Source organism: Nostoc sp. NMS2 (genome assembly GCF_017115105.1).
In the GTDB taxonomy this organism is placed as follows: Bacteria; Cyanobacteriota; Cyanobacteriia; order Cyanobacteriales; family Nostocaceae; genus Nostoc.
This window is the reverse complement of sequence record NZ_JABXKH010000064.1, coordinates 38,377-55,388: the sequence shown is the minus strand read 5'-3', so window position 1 is coordinate 55,388 and position 17,012 is coordinate 38,377. Positions and strand designations below refer to the sequence as shown.

At 41.5% G+C, this 17,012-nt stretch carries 13 protein-coding genes and 1 pseudogene; 10 read left to right on the top strand and 4 right to left on the bottom strand.

All coding sequences use genetic code 11. The features are described 5' to 3' along the window. Positions 1 to 17: 17 nt before the first annotated feature. Entirely contained in the window at positions 18 to 650 is a 633-nt protein-coding gene (locus tag HWQ36_RS12760; protein ID WP_292702838.1) for a transposase, read from the top strand. A 66-nt stretch (positions 651 to 716) separates the two neighbouring features. Here HWQ36_RS12760 and HWQ36_RS12755 read toward each other — a convergent pair whose 3' ends face one another. From HWQ36_RS12755 to HWQ36_RS12745, 3 genes are all read right to left on the bottom strand, one after another. Then, on the bottom strand, positions 717 to 2,936 hold the full coding sequence (locus tag HWQ36_RS12755) for a tetratricopeptide repeat protein (protein WP_292702835.1): 2,220 nt from the start codon (positions 2,934 to 2,936) through the stop codon (positions 717 to 719). Positions 2,937 to 3,075: 139 nt separating this feature from the next. Further along, complete coding sequence (locus HWQ36_RS12750; protein WP_292702833.1) at positions 3,076 to 3,624, bottom strand: type IV pilin-like G/H family protein; 549 nt, start codon at positions 3,622 to 3,624, stop codon at positions 3,076 to 3,078. Between the two features lie 205 nt (positions 3,625 to 3,829). After that, the gene (locus tag HWQ36_RS12745; RefSeq protein WP_292702831.1) at positions 3,830 to 4,396 is read right to left on the bottom strand and encodes a Uma2 family endonuclease; all 567 of its coding nucleotides are present in this window, start codon (positions 4,394 to 4,396) and stop codon (positions 3,830 to 3,832) included. 110 nt (positions 4,397 to 4,506) lie between these two features. Between HWQ36_RS12745 and HWQ36_RS12740 the strand changes: the two are divergent. The 9 genes and pseudogenes from HWQ36_RS12740 (at position 4,507) to HWQ36_RS12700 (ending at position 15,995) form a co-directional block, all read left to right on the top strand. Beyond that, a pseudogene (locus HWQ36_RS12740) lies at positions 4,507 to 5,280 on the top strand (Rpn family recombination-promoting nuclease/putative transposase). A gap of 133 nt (positions 5,281 to 5,413) precedes the next feature. Continuing rightward, a complete protein-coding gene (gene trxB / locus HWQ36_RS12735; RefSeq protein WP_292702828.1) occupies positions 5,414 to 6,784 on the top strand; it encodes a thioredoxin-disulfide reductase in 1,371 nt (456 codons plus the stop codon). 240 nt (positions 6,785 to 7,024) lie between these two features. Beyond that, entirely contained in the window at positions 7,025 to 7,921 is an 897-nt protein-coding gene (locus tag HWQ36_RS12730; protein WP_292703099.1) for an ABC transporter permease, read from the top strand. 127 nt (positions 7,922 to 8,048) lie between these two features. Next, entirely contained in the window at positions 8,049 to 8,258 is a 210-nt protein-coding gene (locus tag HWQ36_RS12725; protein ID WP_292703096.1) for a hypothetical protein, read from the top strand. Between the two features lie 114 nt (positions 8,259 to 8,372). Continuing rightward, positions 8,373 to 9,275, top strand: a complete 903-nt coding sequence (locus tag HWQ36_RS12720) for an ROK family protein (protein ID WP_292702824.1) — start codon at positions 8,373 to 8,375, stop codon at positions 9,273 to 9,275. A gap of 513 nt (positions 9,276 to 9,788) precedes the next feature. Then, positions 9,789 to 10,292 (top strand): hypothetical protein, encoded by a 504-nt coding sequence (locus tag HWQ36_RS12715; protein WP_292702821.1) that lies wholly within the window; start codon positions 9,789 to 9,791, stop codon positions 10,290 to 10,292. A gap of 1,117 nt (positions 10,293 to 11,409) precedes the next feature. After that, on the top strand, positions 11,410 to 12,552 hold the full coding sequence (locus HWQ36_RS12710; protein WP_292702818.1) for a hypothetical protein: 1,143 nt from the start codon (positions 11,410 to 11,412) through the stop codon (positions 12,550 to 12,552). A 107-nt stretch (positions 12,553 to 12,659) separates the two neighbouring features. After that, positions 12,660 to 13,922 carry a glycoside hydrolase family 10 protein gene (locus HWQ36_RS12705; RefSeq protein WP_292702816.1) on the top strand — a complete coding sequence of 421 codons (1,263 nt, stop codon included), beginning with the start codon at positions 12,660 to 12,662 and terminating at the stop codon, positions 13,920 to 13,922. Between the two features lie 417 nt (positions 13,923 to 14,339). Continuing rightward, positions 14,340 to 15,995 (top strand): metallophosphoesterase family protein, encoded by a 1,656-nt coding sequence (locus tag HWQ36_RS12700; protein WP_292702813.1) that lies wholly within the window; start codon positions 14,340 to 14,342, stop codon positions 15,993 to 15,995. A gap of 80 nt (positions 15,996 to 16,075) precedes the next feature. Here HWQ36_RS12700 and HWQ36_RS12695 read toward each other — a convergent pair whose 3' ends face one another. After that, complete coding sequence (locus HWQ36_RS12695; RefSeq protein WP_292702810.1) at positions 16,076 to 17,008, bottom strand: serine hydrolase; 933 nt, start codon at positions 17,006 to 17,008, stop codon at positions 16,076 to 16,078. Between the last annotated feature and the right edge of the window lie 4 nt (positions 17,009 to 17,012).

Here is a 17,012-nt window from a genome sequence, read left to right as displayed (position 1 = left end):
TTAGTGCTTAAAAATATATGTATGAATATCGCAAGCTCACAACAGAGCAAAAAGCTGAACTAGTTAAATATCGCTTAAGGCAGGGTTATCCACCCCACTCTCCACCACATCCTGTGCAAGATAAGCAATTTTATTTATTAACAGCAGCTTGTTACGAGCATCAGTGTCATATACACACTGAATCCCGTCGTCAGCAATTGCTAGATATGGTTTTTGATAGGTTTGGTGTGAGTGGAAATGAAGAGACGAGCGCTGAAGCGCTCACTACAAACTTAAGAATATGTGCTTGGGTTATTTTGCCTAATCACTATCACCTATTGGTTTATGTTGAAAATTTTGATGTATTAGGTGACTTGTTTCGCAGAATACATGGTGTAGTTTCTCGCCGGTGGAATATAGAAGACAATGTAACTAAGAGAAAAATTTGGTATCGTTGGAGCGATCGCGCTATTCGCTCGGAAAGACATTACTATACAACTGTTAACTATATTCATTACAACCCAGTTAAACATGGTTTAGTCAAATCTCCTTATGACTGGGTTGAAAGTAGTGTTCACTGGTATTTACAAGCTTGTGGACGGCAATGGCTGCGTGATTCTTGGACTCAGTATCCAGTACAAGATTATGGCAAAGACTGGGATAATTTTTAATGTTCGTAGTAAGGGCTTTAGCCCTTATTAACATCTATTTTGAGGACTAAAGTCCTCACTACGAGCTTATTTTGCCTCAATATACTTTTGCCACATCTGCTCGTAAGCCTTTTCCATTTCACGGGTAAACTGTTTGCCATTCCACAACGGTGCTGTTTGCCGCGATGCTTTCAGCTTCAGAGCGACTTGCTGGCGTAAAGCCTCATCTTTCCCCAAGCGCACACCCCACTCTACATACTCTTCATCATTCCAGGCAATGCCTTCTGTGATACCCGCATTCATCATCATGGTGTAGCTGTTACGAGCCGCAAACTGTTCGCCGACTCGCGTTACTAAAGGGATACCCATCCACAATGTTTCTAAGGTTGTTGTCGCTCCGTTGTAGGGAAATGTATCTAATACAATATCAGCAATGCCTAAATTAGCACGATGAACTGACTCTAAATAAACTATTGGTAAAAATCGTAACCGAGAACAATCTACACCTTCTTCTTCGGCAATTTGGTAAAAGAAGCGTTTAATTGTTTCCTCCTCAGCAAACCCCTTAATCAAAAAGTAGCTGTTAGGTACTTGTTTGATAATTTGCATTTGCCACTTTGTCGTTTCTGGATGGCGTTTATATCCTCTTTGGGCGCTGAGATATACAACGGCATCCATAGGAATATCTAATTCATCGCGGCGGAGAGTTGGTACACCAACTTCAAAACCATCTACTGCTATGTAAGTTTGAGGTAATCGCCAGATTTTCTCTGTATAGTAATCTTGTGCATCATCTGGCAGTACGTAAGGATCTGCGATAAAGTAATCAATTGCAGGTATGCCTGATGCATCCCACCCCAACCAAGTAACTTGAATTGGGGCTGGTTTGAGTGCCATCACTTCACTAGTAATATCTAGGGTGATGCTATCAAGGTCAACTAAAATATCAATTTCATCTTGATATATCTGTTCAGCAATTTCTAGACCATTCATACCTAATTTACGAGCCTTACCCGCATTGTTTACATACCAATCTTGTAGTAAATCATCTACTAATTGATAGTTCACAAAATAGGTATAAATATCAAATTTATCTCGAGCATGATGTTGAAATAACCAGCGAGCTAGCCAACCAACAGAATGATTCCTGAAAACGTAAGAGATATAACCAATTTTTAATTTCTTATTAGGGTAAGATAAATCTCGATTCTTAATAATTTTGTGAGAATATTTTTTTCCTTTTGATTGGGCAAAAGCTTGAATATAATTATTAAAAATCTCAGCTACCTTGTTATGAATAGCTCTGAAATCAGCAGGAGCATCTTTAATGTGAGGTATCGCAAAAGATGGCGTAAGCAACCGTAATATTCTTCCTTCTTCTAAAGGAATTCGTTGAGCTTTAATAAACTCTTGAAATACAGTTTCTAATTCTTGACAAGTTGCACATATCTCTTGCCAATATCCCCCTGCTGACATTAGACCTCTTAGCAGCAAATGGAGGGCAAAAATTTTATCAGCCAAGCCTTCTGATAAAGAATAACACAACCTAGCTGTCTCTATTCCTTGAGAATAATTACGAGCATCTTGATAAAAAGTTGCTAAGTGCCGCAAAATTTCTACATTATCTGGCTGCAATCGTAAATGCAATTCTAGTAGAGATGCTGCTACTACAGGCTGCCGCAAAGTATGACCAATTTGGATAGCAGCAGGGAGCACTATAGAGAAGCATTGGTCAGTATCAGAGAAATAAGGAAGACTAGCTTCTATTAAATTTAGATTTATTGGATGTAAAGGAACAGTATTTAAAAATTCTTTTAAAATTTGGATTAATAATTCGAGATCGATTTCTAGATTTTCTTTTGCGTTTAAGCTTTCAATTAATCCCCACTCATTCAAATTATCAATTTCTTCAAATTTTTCCAATTTGATAGAAAGTATAATAATTTGAAGCAAATTATTTATATAACTAGGATTAATTTCCCGCATGTGTTGGCGAATTAACCAAGCTAGAGAATATTCCGCAAGTGTTTCACGCCTTTCAGCTTCTATTTGTAAAACTTTAAATAGTTCATTAGTCCAGATTTTTAACTGTTCTTCATCTGCCTCTGTCATTGGCAATATCCAAGTCATTTGAGCTTCTGCTTCTTGCCCTTGTAATAGCAATAGTAGTCCTAAATGCCAATAATAAGAAATAGCATTTGGTTCTATTGCTATTGCTTGTTCGTATAAATGTGCTGCTTGCGAATATTTTTCTTGAATCAAGTATTGTTCAGCTTGGTTTTGCCAATTATATATATCAGTAATCATTGTAATTCTCTGAGAAAATTTTATGAGTAATCTAATTGTGAACGACTCACATAATGGAAATAAAGTGGATAGAAGCATCTACCCACTTTTGAAAATATCTGGTTTAGAGACAATTTATATACTGTTAGTCCTTTGTTGGTTACTTAGCCAAAGAGATAAAGTTGGCTGGACATGTAGGTGCTCCAGCGGTGTAGGGAACTGTACCGGTTGCATTTGTACCACCGTTAACCATAGCGTCTGAAGATTCACATAAAACAGCTACGGTAGTAGCTTCATTGGTAGTTTGTTGGGTTGTCACCTCTACACCACCAAGATAGCTTTTGAGAGGCGCAGAGGTATTTCTTACTATTGCTTGGTTGGTTGCTACACTAGTGCCGGTCAGAGTAACCTGGTAATTGTAATTTACGGTTTGTGTTGCAATACCAAGACCTAAAGCACCAATTGAACTTGTAAATGAAGCATTTTCTAAGTAAAATGCTTGTTGGGCGCGGTTCATGGAACCTACATAAGTTTTTGCTTCTGACTGCTTGGCTTTGTTAGCTTGGTTCAAGAAAGAAGGCAGTGCGATCGCAGACAAAATACCGATGATGATAATTACTACTAGTAATTCAATGAGTGTAAAACCCTCTTCTCCTTTCTTTTTGTCAAGGATGTGTTGAAGAAATTTGGCTTTTAGTTCGGTTTTCATAAGTGTTTTCCTGGGGGTAGGAAGTGCTTGGGTGTTCTAGATGTAACTTACCCAACTGCGATCGCTTTCCTATCACCTTCAGAAAAAAAGTTTGGAGAGATACAGTTACACAATCCAGAATCCTTGCATTCCAAATGGCACAAACATCACTAAGCCCCTGGTGTTAACCAAGGGCTAGATTCTCAACTTCGATTGTGGAAGTGTCTTATTCAAATTCAGGTGGCCACAATTCTGATATTGCCAGTTCCCAACCTGGTAACAAGTCAGGTAGTGTGAGTGTGTCGCCAGTCTGCAATACCACTGGAGCTTGGTTTATTCGATAAACCGTTACTGTCAATTTGTTGGGGTCAATCAACATACCGACTGTAGACCCAAGTTGCAAGAATAGCTCAATCTTCTCTTCAAGCGGTTTGATTCTATCGCTTTTAGATTTAATCTCAACCATTAGGTCTGGAACTAACTCTACAAAGTCGCGCTTGGTCTTCTTCAGGCGATCAGCCCGAACAAAAGACACGTCAGGGGCACGCAAGTTTCTTTTTTCCAAGTCGTTCTCTTCTATATTCGGTAGGATAAACCCTGCGCCAGAGCCAGTCACTCGCCCTAGCTTGCGCGACATTACCCAAATATTCAAAAAGGTACTCAACCGAGCGCCAATTTCCTCTGACTCGTAATCTGATGGCCCCATAACTATGATTTTTCCCTCTACCAACTCCATCTGCCATTCTGGATGCTCGGTTTGTAGCTGCTCTAAATCGGTAATTGCAAAGGACATAATATACTAAATAACGCTTTTATATCTATCATACGTACCCTAATCTACGAAAGCTACAATATATTGTATTCAAATAAAAACGGCTCTCTAGTTTGCCATTAGTAGCATCAATGAAAACAGATGTAGTTTTTTATGAACTTATCAAGGAACTACCACAAATATTTTTTGAACTTATTGATAGACCTAATACTAATCCCAATATCTACACATTTATTGCACCTGAAATAAAACAACAATCATTTCGTCTAGACGGCTGATTTGCCACTATCAAGGGATTTGAAAACGAACCTTTATACTTTGTGTAATTACAAACCTACAAAGATGAAGAATTTTACGAACGACTTTTTGGGGAAATTTTTGTTTACTTCCGTCAATATAAACCTGTAAACTCAGACTGGTACGCAATCGTTATCTACGATCGCCGCATTCATGAAACCCCACCTCACCCCCGCTATCAGGTTTTAGTAGAACAACATCTACGCTGCATTTATCTGAATGAACTTTCGACTAGTACTGAAGATTCCTTGGGGGTAGGAATTGGCAAACTATTTACAGAATCGCCTACAAAAGCTACTTCCTTAGCTCAACAGCTAATCACTCAGGCAAGAGAAAACTTACTTGATGAAAATCTTCAAAAGAAAGTGCTAGCATTTATCCAAGCTATTGTATTTTATAAGTTTCCCAATCTTGCTTTAGAGGAAATTGAAGCTATGCTTGATTTAGATGAATTTATAAATACTCGATTGTACAAGAGCATCTTGGAAAAATCAAGATTGAAATTAGTCCCAAAACTTACTGACAAAGGTATGAGCATTCAAGAAATAGCGGAATTGCTAGAAATAGATGTTGAAATTATCAGAAAATATCTGCAAGAACAGTCTTAATAGTTAAGAAGATGTTTGGCAAGTGTTGAGCGCATAATAGTGTAGGCATTTTACGATCGCTTCCCATCTTCCCTAGCCGATCATAATTTCTTATGCTATATTAAACGTAGTCGTTATGAGTTCGCATATTTTCATGACTAACCCAACTGTAGAAAACTTGGTAATTATCGGTTCTGGGCCAGCAGGGTATACAGCTGCTATTTATGCCGGACGCGCTAACCTGAAACCTGTTGTATTTGAAGGTTTCCAAACCGGGGGTTTACCTGGTGGGCAATTAATGACAACAACGGAAGTTGAGAACTTTCCAGGGTTTCCCCAAGGGATTACTGGGCCGGAACTGATGGATCAGATGAAGGCGCAGGCGGAGCGCTGGGGGGCTGAACTATATACTGAAGATGTTATATCAGTTGACTTGAGTCAGCGTCCATTTACAGTGCGATCGCAAGAAAGGGAAATAAAAACCAACAGCATCGTCATTGCTACGGGTGCGACAGCAAAGCGTTTGGGTTTACCCAGCGAACATGAATTTTGGAGTCGAGGTATCTCAGCTTGTGCAATTTGCGATGGTGCAACACCAATTTTTCACGGCGCAGAATTGGCTGTAATTGGTGCTGGCGACTCGGCGGCGGAAGAGTCTATTTACCTCACCAAATATGGTTCTAAGGTGAATATGTTGGTACGCACCGATAAAATGCGGGCTTCTAAAGCCATGCAAGATAGGGTTTTGAGCAACCCAAAAATCCAGGTGCATTGGAACACAGAAGCCGTGGATATCTTCGGTAATGGTCACATGGAAGGGGTAAAAGTCCGCAATACTAAAACTGGTGAAGAAAGCCAACTGCACGCTAAGGGTTTATTCTACGCCGTTGGTCACAGTCCCAATACCTCTTTATTTAAAGGGCAACTAGAACTCGATGATGTAGGCTACGTTGTCACTAAGCACGGTACTGTAGAAACCAGTGTAGAAGGCGTTTTTGCCGCCGGCGACGTGCAAGATCATGAGTTTCGGCAAGCAATTACGGCTGCGGGTACTGGCTGTATGGCGGCGATGTTAGCAGAACGTTGGTTGTCATCCAGTGGCTTGATTCAAGAATTCCATCAACAGCCAGAAACAGCAGACAATGAGTTAGAACATCAGCCAGCCAAAAAGACTGAAGCCGAGGAAGAAGCTGGATTTAACTTGGATGGGACGCGCCATCAGGGAGGTTACGCCTTACGGAAATTGTTCCATGAAAGCGATCGCTTACTCCTTGTTAAATATGTCTCTCCTGGTTGTGGTCCTTGTCATACCCTGAAGCCAATTTTAAATAAAGTGGTGGATGAATTTGACAGCAAAATTCACTTTGTGGAAATTGACATCGACAAAGACCGAGATATTGCTGAAAATGCTAATGTTACAGGAACACCAACGGTTCAATTGTTCAAAAACAAGGAACTGGTGAAAGAAGTTAAAGGTGTGAAGCAAAAGAGCGAATACCGCCAGTTGATTGAAAGTAATCTTTAGGGAATGGGGCATGGGGCATGGGGAATAGGGCATGGGGATGAGGGAGAAATAACCAATGCCCAATACCCGCCACTGTTAGTTTTAATTAGTCAGGCAATAAGGCATAATCTCACCTATTCCTACAGTCTAGCTCTGTATATATCGTTAAGCAGCCGGACTTTTATTAAGGATGTTTACGCAATCCCCTATCTGATATGTAAAATGGTCAGCGTATCAAGCTTTGATCCAGGCGATCGCTTTATGGCCATTACAAAACGGCGGCTACCGACATTTTTACAGTTTGGCAAAAGTCCCAATCTTTCCCAAAAACTGATGCTCATTGGGTTAGCCATCACCCTATTTTTCATCTTCCTGGCATTCTTCGCTCCCCTATTCCAGGCTTGGGGATGGCTGCAAAACCCGAAAGATTTTCTCTCTAATCCAATTCACGAGCCACCCTCAGCTAAACATTGGTTTGGCACTAGTCGCCTGGGTTATGATGTGTTTTCCCGGACATTGTTCGGCGCTCAAGCTGCTTTACAAGTGGTGATTTTGGCAACGGCGCTGAGTATGATTATCGGTGTGCCTCTGGGGATGCTGAGTGGTTATCTCGGCGGTAAATTGGATAAAGTGTTGCTGTTTATGATGGATAGCATCTACACTTTACCGGGGCTACTGCTGTCTGTGACGCTGGCCTTTGTGGTGGGGCGTGGGATATTAAATGCAGCGATCGCTATTAGCATTGCCTACATCCCCCAATATTACCGCGTTGTTCGCAACCACACCGTAAGCGTGAAAACTGAAGTGTTCATCGAAGCTGCTCAAGCAATGGGTGCTTCCACTTGGGTTGTGCTTTCTCGTTATCTATTTTTCAACGTCATTCAAAGCGTACCCGTCTTATTCACACTCAACGCGGCTGATGCAATTTTGGTGTTAGGCGGTTTGGGCTTTTTGGGACTAGGACTTCCCGAAGAAGTCGCAGAATGGGGACATGATTTAAAACAAGCCCTAGAAGCTCTACCCACTGGCATTTGGTGGACTACGCTTTTTCCTGGTTTAACCATGACATTCATGGTGGTAGGGTTATCACTACTTGGTGAGGGGTTAAATGAATTTGTCAATCCTCGATTACGAAGAGAAAATAGAATCCAAAAGTAGTCATTGGTCATTAGTCATTAGTTTTGGACAAATGACAAATACTTCGGCTTACCTCGGCTTCGCTCGGCACAAGTCGCTCAGTAAAAGTGACAAATGACCAATGACAAATAACAATAGAGAGATTTGTATGAAAGATAATCTAACGTTAATTGCTGCCGCTACTGGCGGGTTTATCCTTTCCGTTGCTCTTGCTGGTATCTTAAGAGGTACGCCAGTTACAGCTTGGCAGGAGCAATCAAGTTTCCGCACCACGACTTTTGCTAATTTACAGAAATCGGAGTTGAAAGCTTCGCGTCTTGTTCCAGGTGGAGATGCTACGCAAACAGATCGAGGATGAAAAAAATGAACTGGAGAATAGGGAATAGCTGTTCACCAATGCCCAATACTTCGACTTACCTCGACTTCGCTCGGCACAAGTCGCTCAGTACAAGTGCCCAATGACAAATGACAAATGACAAATGACAAAATTCAAGTAATTGGCATTGATGTAGGAGGAACAGCAATTAAGCTGGGGCGGTTTACAGCTGACGGTACTTGTCTGCAATCTTTGACTATGGCCGCTCCCCAGCCGACAACGCCGGAGGCCGTACTAGCGGTGCTGGTAGATGCGATCGCGCAAATTGATCGAGATAATAAAGCTGTTGCTATTGGTGTTGGGACTCCTGGGCCATCCGATGCCGCAGGACGCATCGCCAAAATCGCCATTAACTTACCTGGATGGCTCGATGTGCCTTTAGCAGACTGGTTAGAGGCTAAAACTGGCAAACCGACTGCGATCGCTAACGATGCTAACTGCGCTCTTTTGGGAGAAGCTTGGCTGGGAGCCGGTCGCCACTTTCAAAATCTGATTCTCCTAACTTTAGGAACTGGGGTTGGTGGCGCGATTATCCTTGATGGCAAACTATTTGTTGGACATCAGGGAGCCGCAGGGGAATTGGGTTTAATTTCATTAAATCCTGATGGGCCAATTTGTAATAGTGGCAATCAAGGTTCTTTAGAACAGTATGCTTCTGCTACTGCCATTCGCCGCCGCACTCTCAAGGAACCCATCGAATTGGGTGTTCTTGCTCAACAAGGAGAAGCCGCAGCATTGAGTTTTTGGCAAGAGTATGGTGTGAATTTGGGAATTGGCTTGACGAGTTTGATTTATGTACTCACACCGCAAGCGATCGTCATTGGTGGCGGTATAAGTGGCAGCTTTGAGTTTTTCTTACCAGCAGTGAAGGCAGAAATTGAGAAGCGAGTGCAGCCTTTATCACGAGATGGTTTACAGATTTTGCCAGCAGAGTTAGGCAATTTTGCTGGGATCGTGGGTGCAGCAAGGTTGGCATTGCAACAGTATTCGGGATTTTAGAGCGCGTAATCTCAGTTATAAACATCGCTTGGCGATCGCTTTGTTTACTTGGAGAATTGGTGAATAGCGATCGCAAAATTATTTGCTTTGATCTAGCCCTACTTAACGGGCACAAAAGGATGAATTTAGTTTTCTCCCACTTCCCAATATTTGTTGTTAAACTAATACTGAGTATTTTTTTAACCACAATATAAAAAATAATTACTTAATCAATGGTAGAGCCAAAATCTATAAAAATACAGTGTAATTAAATTGTTAATTTTCTACCTGCTTCCTTTTACTTGCATTATCTTTTATTTACATGATTTTAATACTACCTTTACATTATCCTTTAATTGTAAGTGTGGGATAATACAGAATATCCTCCTTCGTTAGGCAATGCGTAGTATTATGCTTGGTTTTACACAAAAACCTCATCTAAATTACCCGCATAACACTTTTGAATAAAAATTAATAGGGTACAATAACTGAATATTGCTCAGGTATTTTTAAAATTCAAAGCAGGATTTTTTGATGATCAGCTTAAGTAATTCAGAAAACGGCACAGTTAGCAGCACAGCATGCACTAAGAGGCTGGCAAGGGCAATGATGGTTTCTGGTGGGGAGTTCTCACTGATATTAGCTTGTTGTAACAGTGTTGAAAGGCAGCAGCAAGTGCTGAATCTGTTAACAGAATTTTCATCAACAGATATCCACGAAATCTTGCTCTCACCTGCGGCTGATACATTGTACACAGCTATTACAAGTGCAATTGGTGCTACTCAACCCGAAGCTTTGATGATACGGGGTTTAGAATCTGTAGAGGAAATTAACCAACTAATAATCAGTACCAACATCATGCGAAATGAGTTTCGGAAACAGTTTCGTTTCCCCTTGGTGTTGTGGGTTAATGATGAAATTCTCCGCAAGCTAGTCTGGCTAGCACCAGATTTCAAAGACTGGGCAGCCAGTACCATTAGATTTGATGTACCTAACAATCAGTTAGTTGAATCTGAACAACGAGCCATCAGCGCCTAATATTAGCTGAGATTACTCAAAATATTGTAGACGCTAGGTTGAGTCGAGCAAAATCTAAGTTACGGTTCTGTTCAATTTTTTCTAAAATTACTTTTATTTAACCTTCGCTTAACCTGACTTTTCATGGGATATGGAAAACCTTGCTTCCATTTTTCTGTGATGCAAGGATATGTTGTACACATAAGTCCTAAAAACTAGCCCTTTCAATGTGGGTGAAAATTTTAATCTATAAATTCTTCTTTAACCTCTTCTCTCTGTGTTCTTTGTGCCTCTGCGGTTAAATAAATTACTTTTAAACCGCAGAGTCACAGAGGGCGCTGAGAAAAACAATCTTATTTTACTAGTCACCTTGAAAGGGCTAGTCCTAAAAACCTAGCTTCATAAGCTTTTCCTCGTTATCATCCTCTGCATCGGAACGAAATCAGCTATTTTCCCAGACAGGAGCGTGGAAGAGAATCCACAACAAACTTTTTATCTAATGAAACCTGAGCTTCTGAGTTCTTCTTAGAGGATGTTTGAAAAGTTCTTAGTGATTTATCAAATCCTTTTAGATCCCCCTAAATCCACGCCACTTGCTTCATTTTGGGAGACCCCTGTTCCCGCAGTGGCTCCCCTTAAAAAGGGGGACTTTGATCCGGTTCCCCCCTTTTTAAGGGGGGTTAGGGCAGGGTGGTCTCATACAACGAGAGAAAAAACTAAAACTGGGTTTCAAAGCCTCTCTCCGTTTCGGGGAGAGGTTTGGAGAGGGGTAAAAAGCCATGCTACAAAACGAGAAATCAGGATTTATGTATTTTTCTTTCTTCGTATGAAACCACCCTGCTTTTTAAGGGGGGTTAGGGGGGATCAATAAGTGCAAAGATACAGCCAACTACTTTTCAAACAACCTCTTAGATTGCCGTAGGATATAGGGCGTTTTGATTGAGTGCAATTTTCATTCAGAATTTGTATAAGGAACAAACAATCAGTACATCAGCGTCTGTCTTTATATCTGTTTCAGAACACGTATACTAAATTAATTCCAACTGGTCAAGTTCTGGAATTATATATTTTATTGCCTATAAATGGTCGGATACTATTTCCGAGTTCTATAACTCTTGACTATGATCCCTATATTAGTATGAAAACCATGCTGAAAAAATACCTTAACACCAATCAAGCACGAATTTTCACTGCTTTGATTTTGACTGGAATTTTGTCTGTAACTAGCAGTTTAACGTTTATCAAAGATGCGACGGGTGCTTCTGCTAACTTATCGTTAGAAACAAACAATGAAGTCCTTAAAGACAATACTAAACCAAACCGCTTGCCACGTCCAGTGGCTAAGGCGGTACTGCGAGATTTAGCCCGCAGACAGGGAATTTTTACTAGCCAACTGCAAATTATTGATTATAATCAACAGACTTGGCGCAACGGTTGCTTGGAACTGCCTCAATCTGATGAAATCTGCACCCAAGCCTTAGTTCCTGGTTGGCGGATTGTAGTGTCTAATGGCAAACAAAACTGGGTTTATCATACCAATAGCAACGGGCGATCGCTACGTTTAGCTTCGGCAAATACTCTCTCTAACAATCTGCCAGATGAATTGCCTGCGTCTGTAAAAAATGCTGTTTTGCAAGCTGCTTCCAGACGTTTGCAACAGCTAATTTCTCAGCTAACCATCATTCAGGCTCAACGGCAAACTTGGAAAGATAGCTGTTTAGAATTAGCTAATGCTGATGAATTCTGTACCCAAGCTTTGGTATCAGGCTGGCGAGTAGTTGTCGGTGCGGTTGACCAAACCTTGGTTTATCATACTAATCAAACAGGTTCAGCAGTCAGGCTCAATCAAAAGGCTAACGAAGGTACACTGGCCCCTGTGCAAATTCCAGCCAGCGAGTTACCACCACCGTTAGATCGAGATATAGTATTTCGGCAAATCTCCAGTGGTGGTTTTGCTGGCAGAACCTACCAGACTGTCTTACTCAAAGATGGGCGATTGATTCGTGTGCGGATTGGAGATGCCAATGATTCTGGACGTAGTGTTCGCAGCGTTTCTTTACAACAGGTGCAACAATTTCAGAGATTTTTAGAACGCTCTAAATTTAGCAAATTCCAAAATTTGAGTTACCCAGCCCCCAGTGGTGCTGCTGATTATATCACCCACACTCTTACCAGCCAAAAGGGTACGGTTCAGTACAACGATATTTCTGAAAATAACCTGCCAAAGAATTTACAAGCAGCAGTCAAAGCCTGGAATCAACTCGTAGCCAGCGCCCAATAAATGATCAACCTCAGCAATGGGATTAAATAGCGATTGTTTTAGCGCTTACAATCGAAACGATCGCTATTCATGCTGATTGTTCATAATTTGATGATGGCTGTAACCAAATGATGAAAAGGTTTGTAATGTGGTGTGTCGATCGTTCTTGGTGGAATATTCGCCAAAGCAGAAAGTCGGGGTTATTTGCCGTTATCGTTACCTTGAGCGTGGTAGCTACGGTGATGCTATCGTTCCCCTTGAACGCTCAAATTAATCTGCCGCCAAAGCCAGTATCTGAGTTAAGGGGGGTGTGGTTAACAAATATTGATAGTGATGTGTTATTTGAGCGCGATCGCCTCAAGGGATCTTTGCAACGCCTTGATGAACTCAATTTTAATACCATATATCCGGCGGTTTGGAATTGGGGATATACATTGTATCCCAGCAAAGTTGCCCAAAAAGTAATTGGGCGATCGCTCGATCCCACACCCGGATTGCAAGGGCGAGATATCCTCAAAGAAATTGTCGATGTGGGACATCAAAAAGGGCTAACAGTGATTCCCTGGTTTGAATTTGGCTTCATGGCACCAGCCGATTCTCTATTAGCTAAAAATCGTCCCCAATGGCTCACTAGTCGCAGCGACGGGACTCGGATTGTCAAAGATGGGAATGATAATCGTGTTTGGCTAAATCCCTTTCGTCCAGAAGTACAACAATTTATTCAAGATTTAATCGTTGAAATTGTCAGAAACTACAATGTTGACGGCATTCAATTTGATGACCATTTTGGCTTACCATCAGAATTAGGTTATGATGCTTACACAGTGGCACTTTACAAAAAAGAACACCGTGGTAAAGCTCCTTCCAAAAACTCGAAAGATCCAGAATGGGTGCGTTGGAGAGCTAACAAAATCACCGACTTTATGAAACGGGTATTCAAAACCATCAAAGCTACTAAAAAAGATTGCCTAGTTTCCATTGCACCCAATCCTCAACGTTTTTCCTACGAGTTCTTTTTAGCGGACTGGCAAAAGTGGGAACGGCTGGGAATCGTTGAAGACTTAGTTTTGCAGATATATCGTGATGATTTGAATGTTTTTATTAGCGAATTAGAATATCCAGAAGTAAAAGCGGCAAAAAGCCATATTCCAGTAAGTGTGGGCATTTTGGCTGGGTTGAAAAACCGGCCTGTGCCGATGCAACAGATTCAGACACAAGTGCAAAAAATCCGCGATCGCAATTTTGCTGGAGTCTCCTTCTTTTTCTATGAATCTCTCTGGAATATGGGCAAAGAAAAGCCACAAGAACGTCAAACTGGCTTCCAGAATATTTTCCCCACACCTGTAACTTACCCGAATTTGCTAGCAGGTTGGAAACCGTTTAGTCATTAGTCATTAGTCACTTGTACTGAGCGAAGCCGAAGTATTGGTCATTGGTCATTGGTCATTGGTACTAATGACTTCGATTTCTCCACGGCTTTTTATGAAAACAAGCGAAGCTTGGTTCAGTCGGTGAACAAGAAGCAGGGGGAATGCTCCTTCTCAAGAGCCGCGAAAGGAAGTGGAGCAAGGGTTACAATCCCCCACTTCAATAAGCGTAGTTCTCGTTCGGTCGGGGTACAATTCCTGTCTGAACATCCCCCTGCTCCCCCTCTCCCCGCTCCCCTGCCTCTTTTTGAATACCCTAAAAACTTTGGGATGTTACTCATGTTCAGACGCTTACACAGCCGTAAAATTTCCTTAGTGGCTATGCTTGCGCTTGTGATATGCCTTACTCTGGTAAGCGTGCGTTCATTTGGGCAAACAATTATGACATCAGCACCCCAACTGCTCACCGACCCATTTTTACAAGTGCCAACTGAAACCTCAGTGCAAGTAGTTTGGTTTACTGAGTTTGCTGGTGTTAATCACACAGTAATCTACGGTGAAAATCTTAAACAAACTACTAAGGCAAATACTACTAAACTCAGTCGCACTCGTGAAGACCAGCAATCAAGAGTTGCAAACCAAACTAAAGACGGCGAAGTTTATCAAAAACCCGTCCAGCGCGACATTTGGCGACATGAGGCTGAGGTAGTGGGGTTAACTCCTGGAGTGCGGGTAAATTATCGGGTTACGAGTGTGCGAGAAGACGGCGAGAGAGTTAACAGTGATGTTTTTACCCTCGCAGCTACTCCCAAACCAGATACACCACTAAAAATTTTACTTACCTCAGATCATCAATTAAAGCCGATGACAGCAGCAAATCTGCAAAAGGTGGTAGAAACAGTTGGACGAGTTGATGGGGTGTGGTTTGCTGGTGATTTGGTTAATATTAGCGATCGCGCCTCAGAATGGTTTGATGATAATAGTGGTGGTGCGTTGTTTCCCGGTTTACAAGGTCGTGCTACTTATGAAATGACGCACAACGACATTAAGACAACTTACACTGGTGGACAAATAATTCAACACGCACCCATGTTTACTTGCATTGGTAATCATGAGGTAATGGGGCGATTTGCTAGAGTGGAAAGTTTAGATGGTGAATTTGATGATACAATTCCCCGTGCAGTTGCTCAAAAAATCTATCGAGACAAATCTTTAATAGATAATTCTTTTAATACTAATACCTACGAAGAGATTTTCTCTTTACCCAAAAGTAAAGAGGGTGGAAAAAGGTATTATGCAGTCAGTTTTGGTGATATACGTTTGGTAGTACTGTACGCTACAAATATGTGGCGGACTCCCAGCATAGATGGAAAGCGTAAGGGTAGATATCTAGAAGCAGAAAAGGATTTAAATAATCCTGAAAATTGGGGTTATGGACAGCTAATTTATGAGCCAATTGCTAAAGGCAGCAAGCAGTATAATTGGCTAGAAGCAGAACTCAATAGCCCTGAATTTAAACAAGCAAAATACAAAGTTGTGATGTTCCATCATCCACCCCATACTCTGGGTGATAATATAGTTCCTGCTTATACAGAACCTGTTCAAATAATTGAACGAGATGGTAATAATATTAAAGCAGTGCGTTATGAATACCCTAAAGATGCAGATTATATTATCCGCGATGTTGTGCCTTTATTAGAAGCTGCTAATGTGCAATTGGTATTCTATGGGCATTCTCATTTGTGGAACCGCTTTGTTAGTTCTAGTGGGATGCACTTTTTGGAAACATCTAATGTGGGCAATACTTACGGTGCTGCTTGGGGTGACAGAAAGCGAGAAGTACCAACTGGATATCAAGAGGATTATGTTAAGGTTGGCGATCCCAATGGTTTAGAACCGATAGTGCCCACAATTGCCCCTTTGTTGGGTGAAAATGGAAAGCCAATGCCTTATATTTCGAGTAATAATATTACGGTTTTTAGTATTTTTGATACGGGGGCGGGGACGATAAGTAGTTATCGCTTTGATACCCGCAAGCCTGATTCAGAAGTATTGAAGTTTGATGAATTTAAGTTGAAACATAGCAATCCTATCTGATTTGTAAAAATCGCCTGACTCAGATCCCCGACTTCTTGAAGAAGTCGGGGATCTTGTTATTCGCGAATGATTTAAGATTGCTATAGATTAGCGATCGCATCGGCAACTAACTGAGAAACAAAGGGCAAAATAGCCTGACTCTTAGCCTGCACTTTACCTTCAGTAAATACCACTAAGAGGTAAGGGCGCTGTTCTGGTATTTCAATATACGCGGCATCATGGCGAACTTGACTTGTCCAACCTGCTTTTGACCAAATTTGAGCATTTTTAGCAAGTCCACCACCTAAGAAACCTGTTACTTGATTTTCCTCGGTGTCAGTGGGTAAATCGTTGAGAGTCCGTTTCAGTAAAGCCATCATTGCTTGCGATCGCGCACTTGAAACCGCCACGCCACCTACAATACTATGCAGTAACCTAGCGATCGCATTTGTTGTCACCATATTGCGATTATCTAGTAACTCTCCCGCAAACGCCCGTTCTCGTCCATAAGGGCCATCACCCCAGGTTTTTTGACAGACGTTAATCGTCTCCATTTCTTCCCAACCCAAAGATTGATAATAGCGGTTAACAATATTACGCTGATATTTCCAGGTTTCAAAGGGCCCGATTGGTAATTCTGGCCCGGATGTAGTACCACTTAAAATATCCACAACCAAGCTGGTAGCATCGTTACTAGAATCGACAATCATATCCCGCAAGGCGCGTTCCAACTCCTTGGAGGTTTGACTCATGCCTTTTTCTAGCCATTCATTTACCGCCACTAGGTAAAATAGCTTGACTACACTGGCGGGATAAATTCGTTCAACACCACGATAAGTAAAACCACGGACTGGATGATCCCAAAAAGCTTTGGGAGTCAGTGCCCCACCAGTATTTACCAGCACTGGTGGATCGTAAACAACCCAAGTTAGGGCAATTTGATTCCGGGCTAAAGTCGGAAATGCTGCCCAAGTTGCATCTAAAATGCCATTACCAATATTTTCAAGTTGTTCGTCTTTATTGAAAAAAATCATTCTC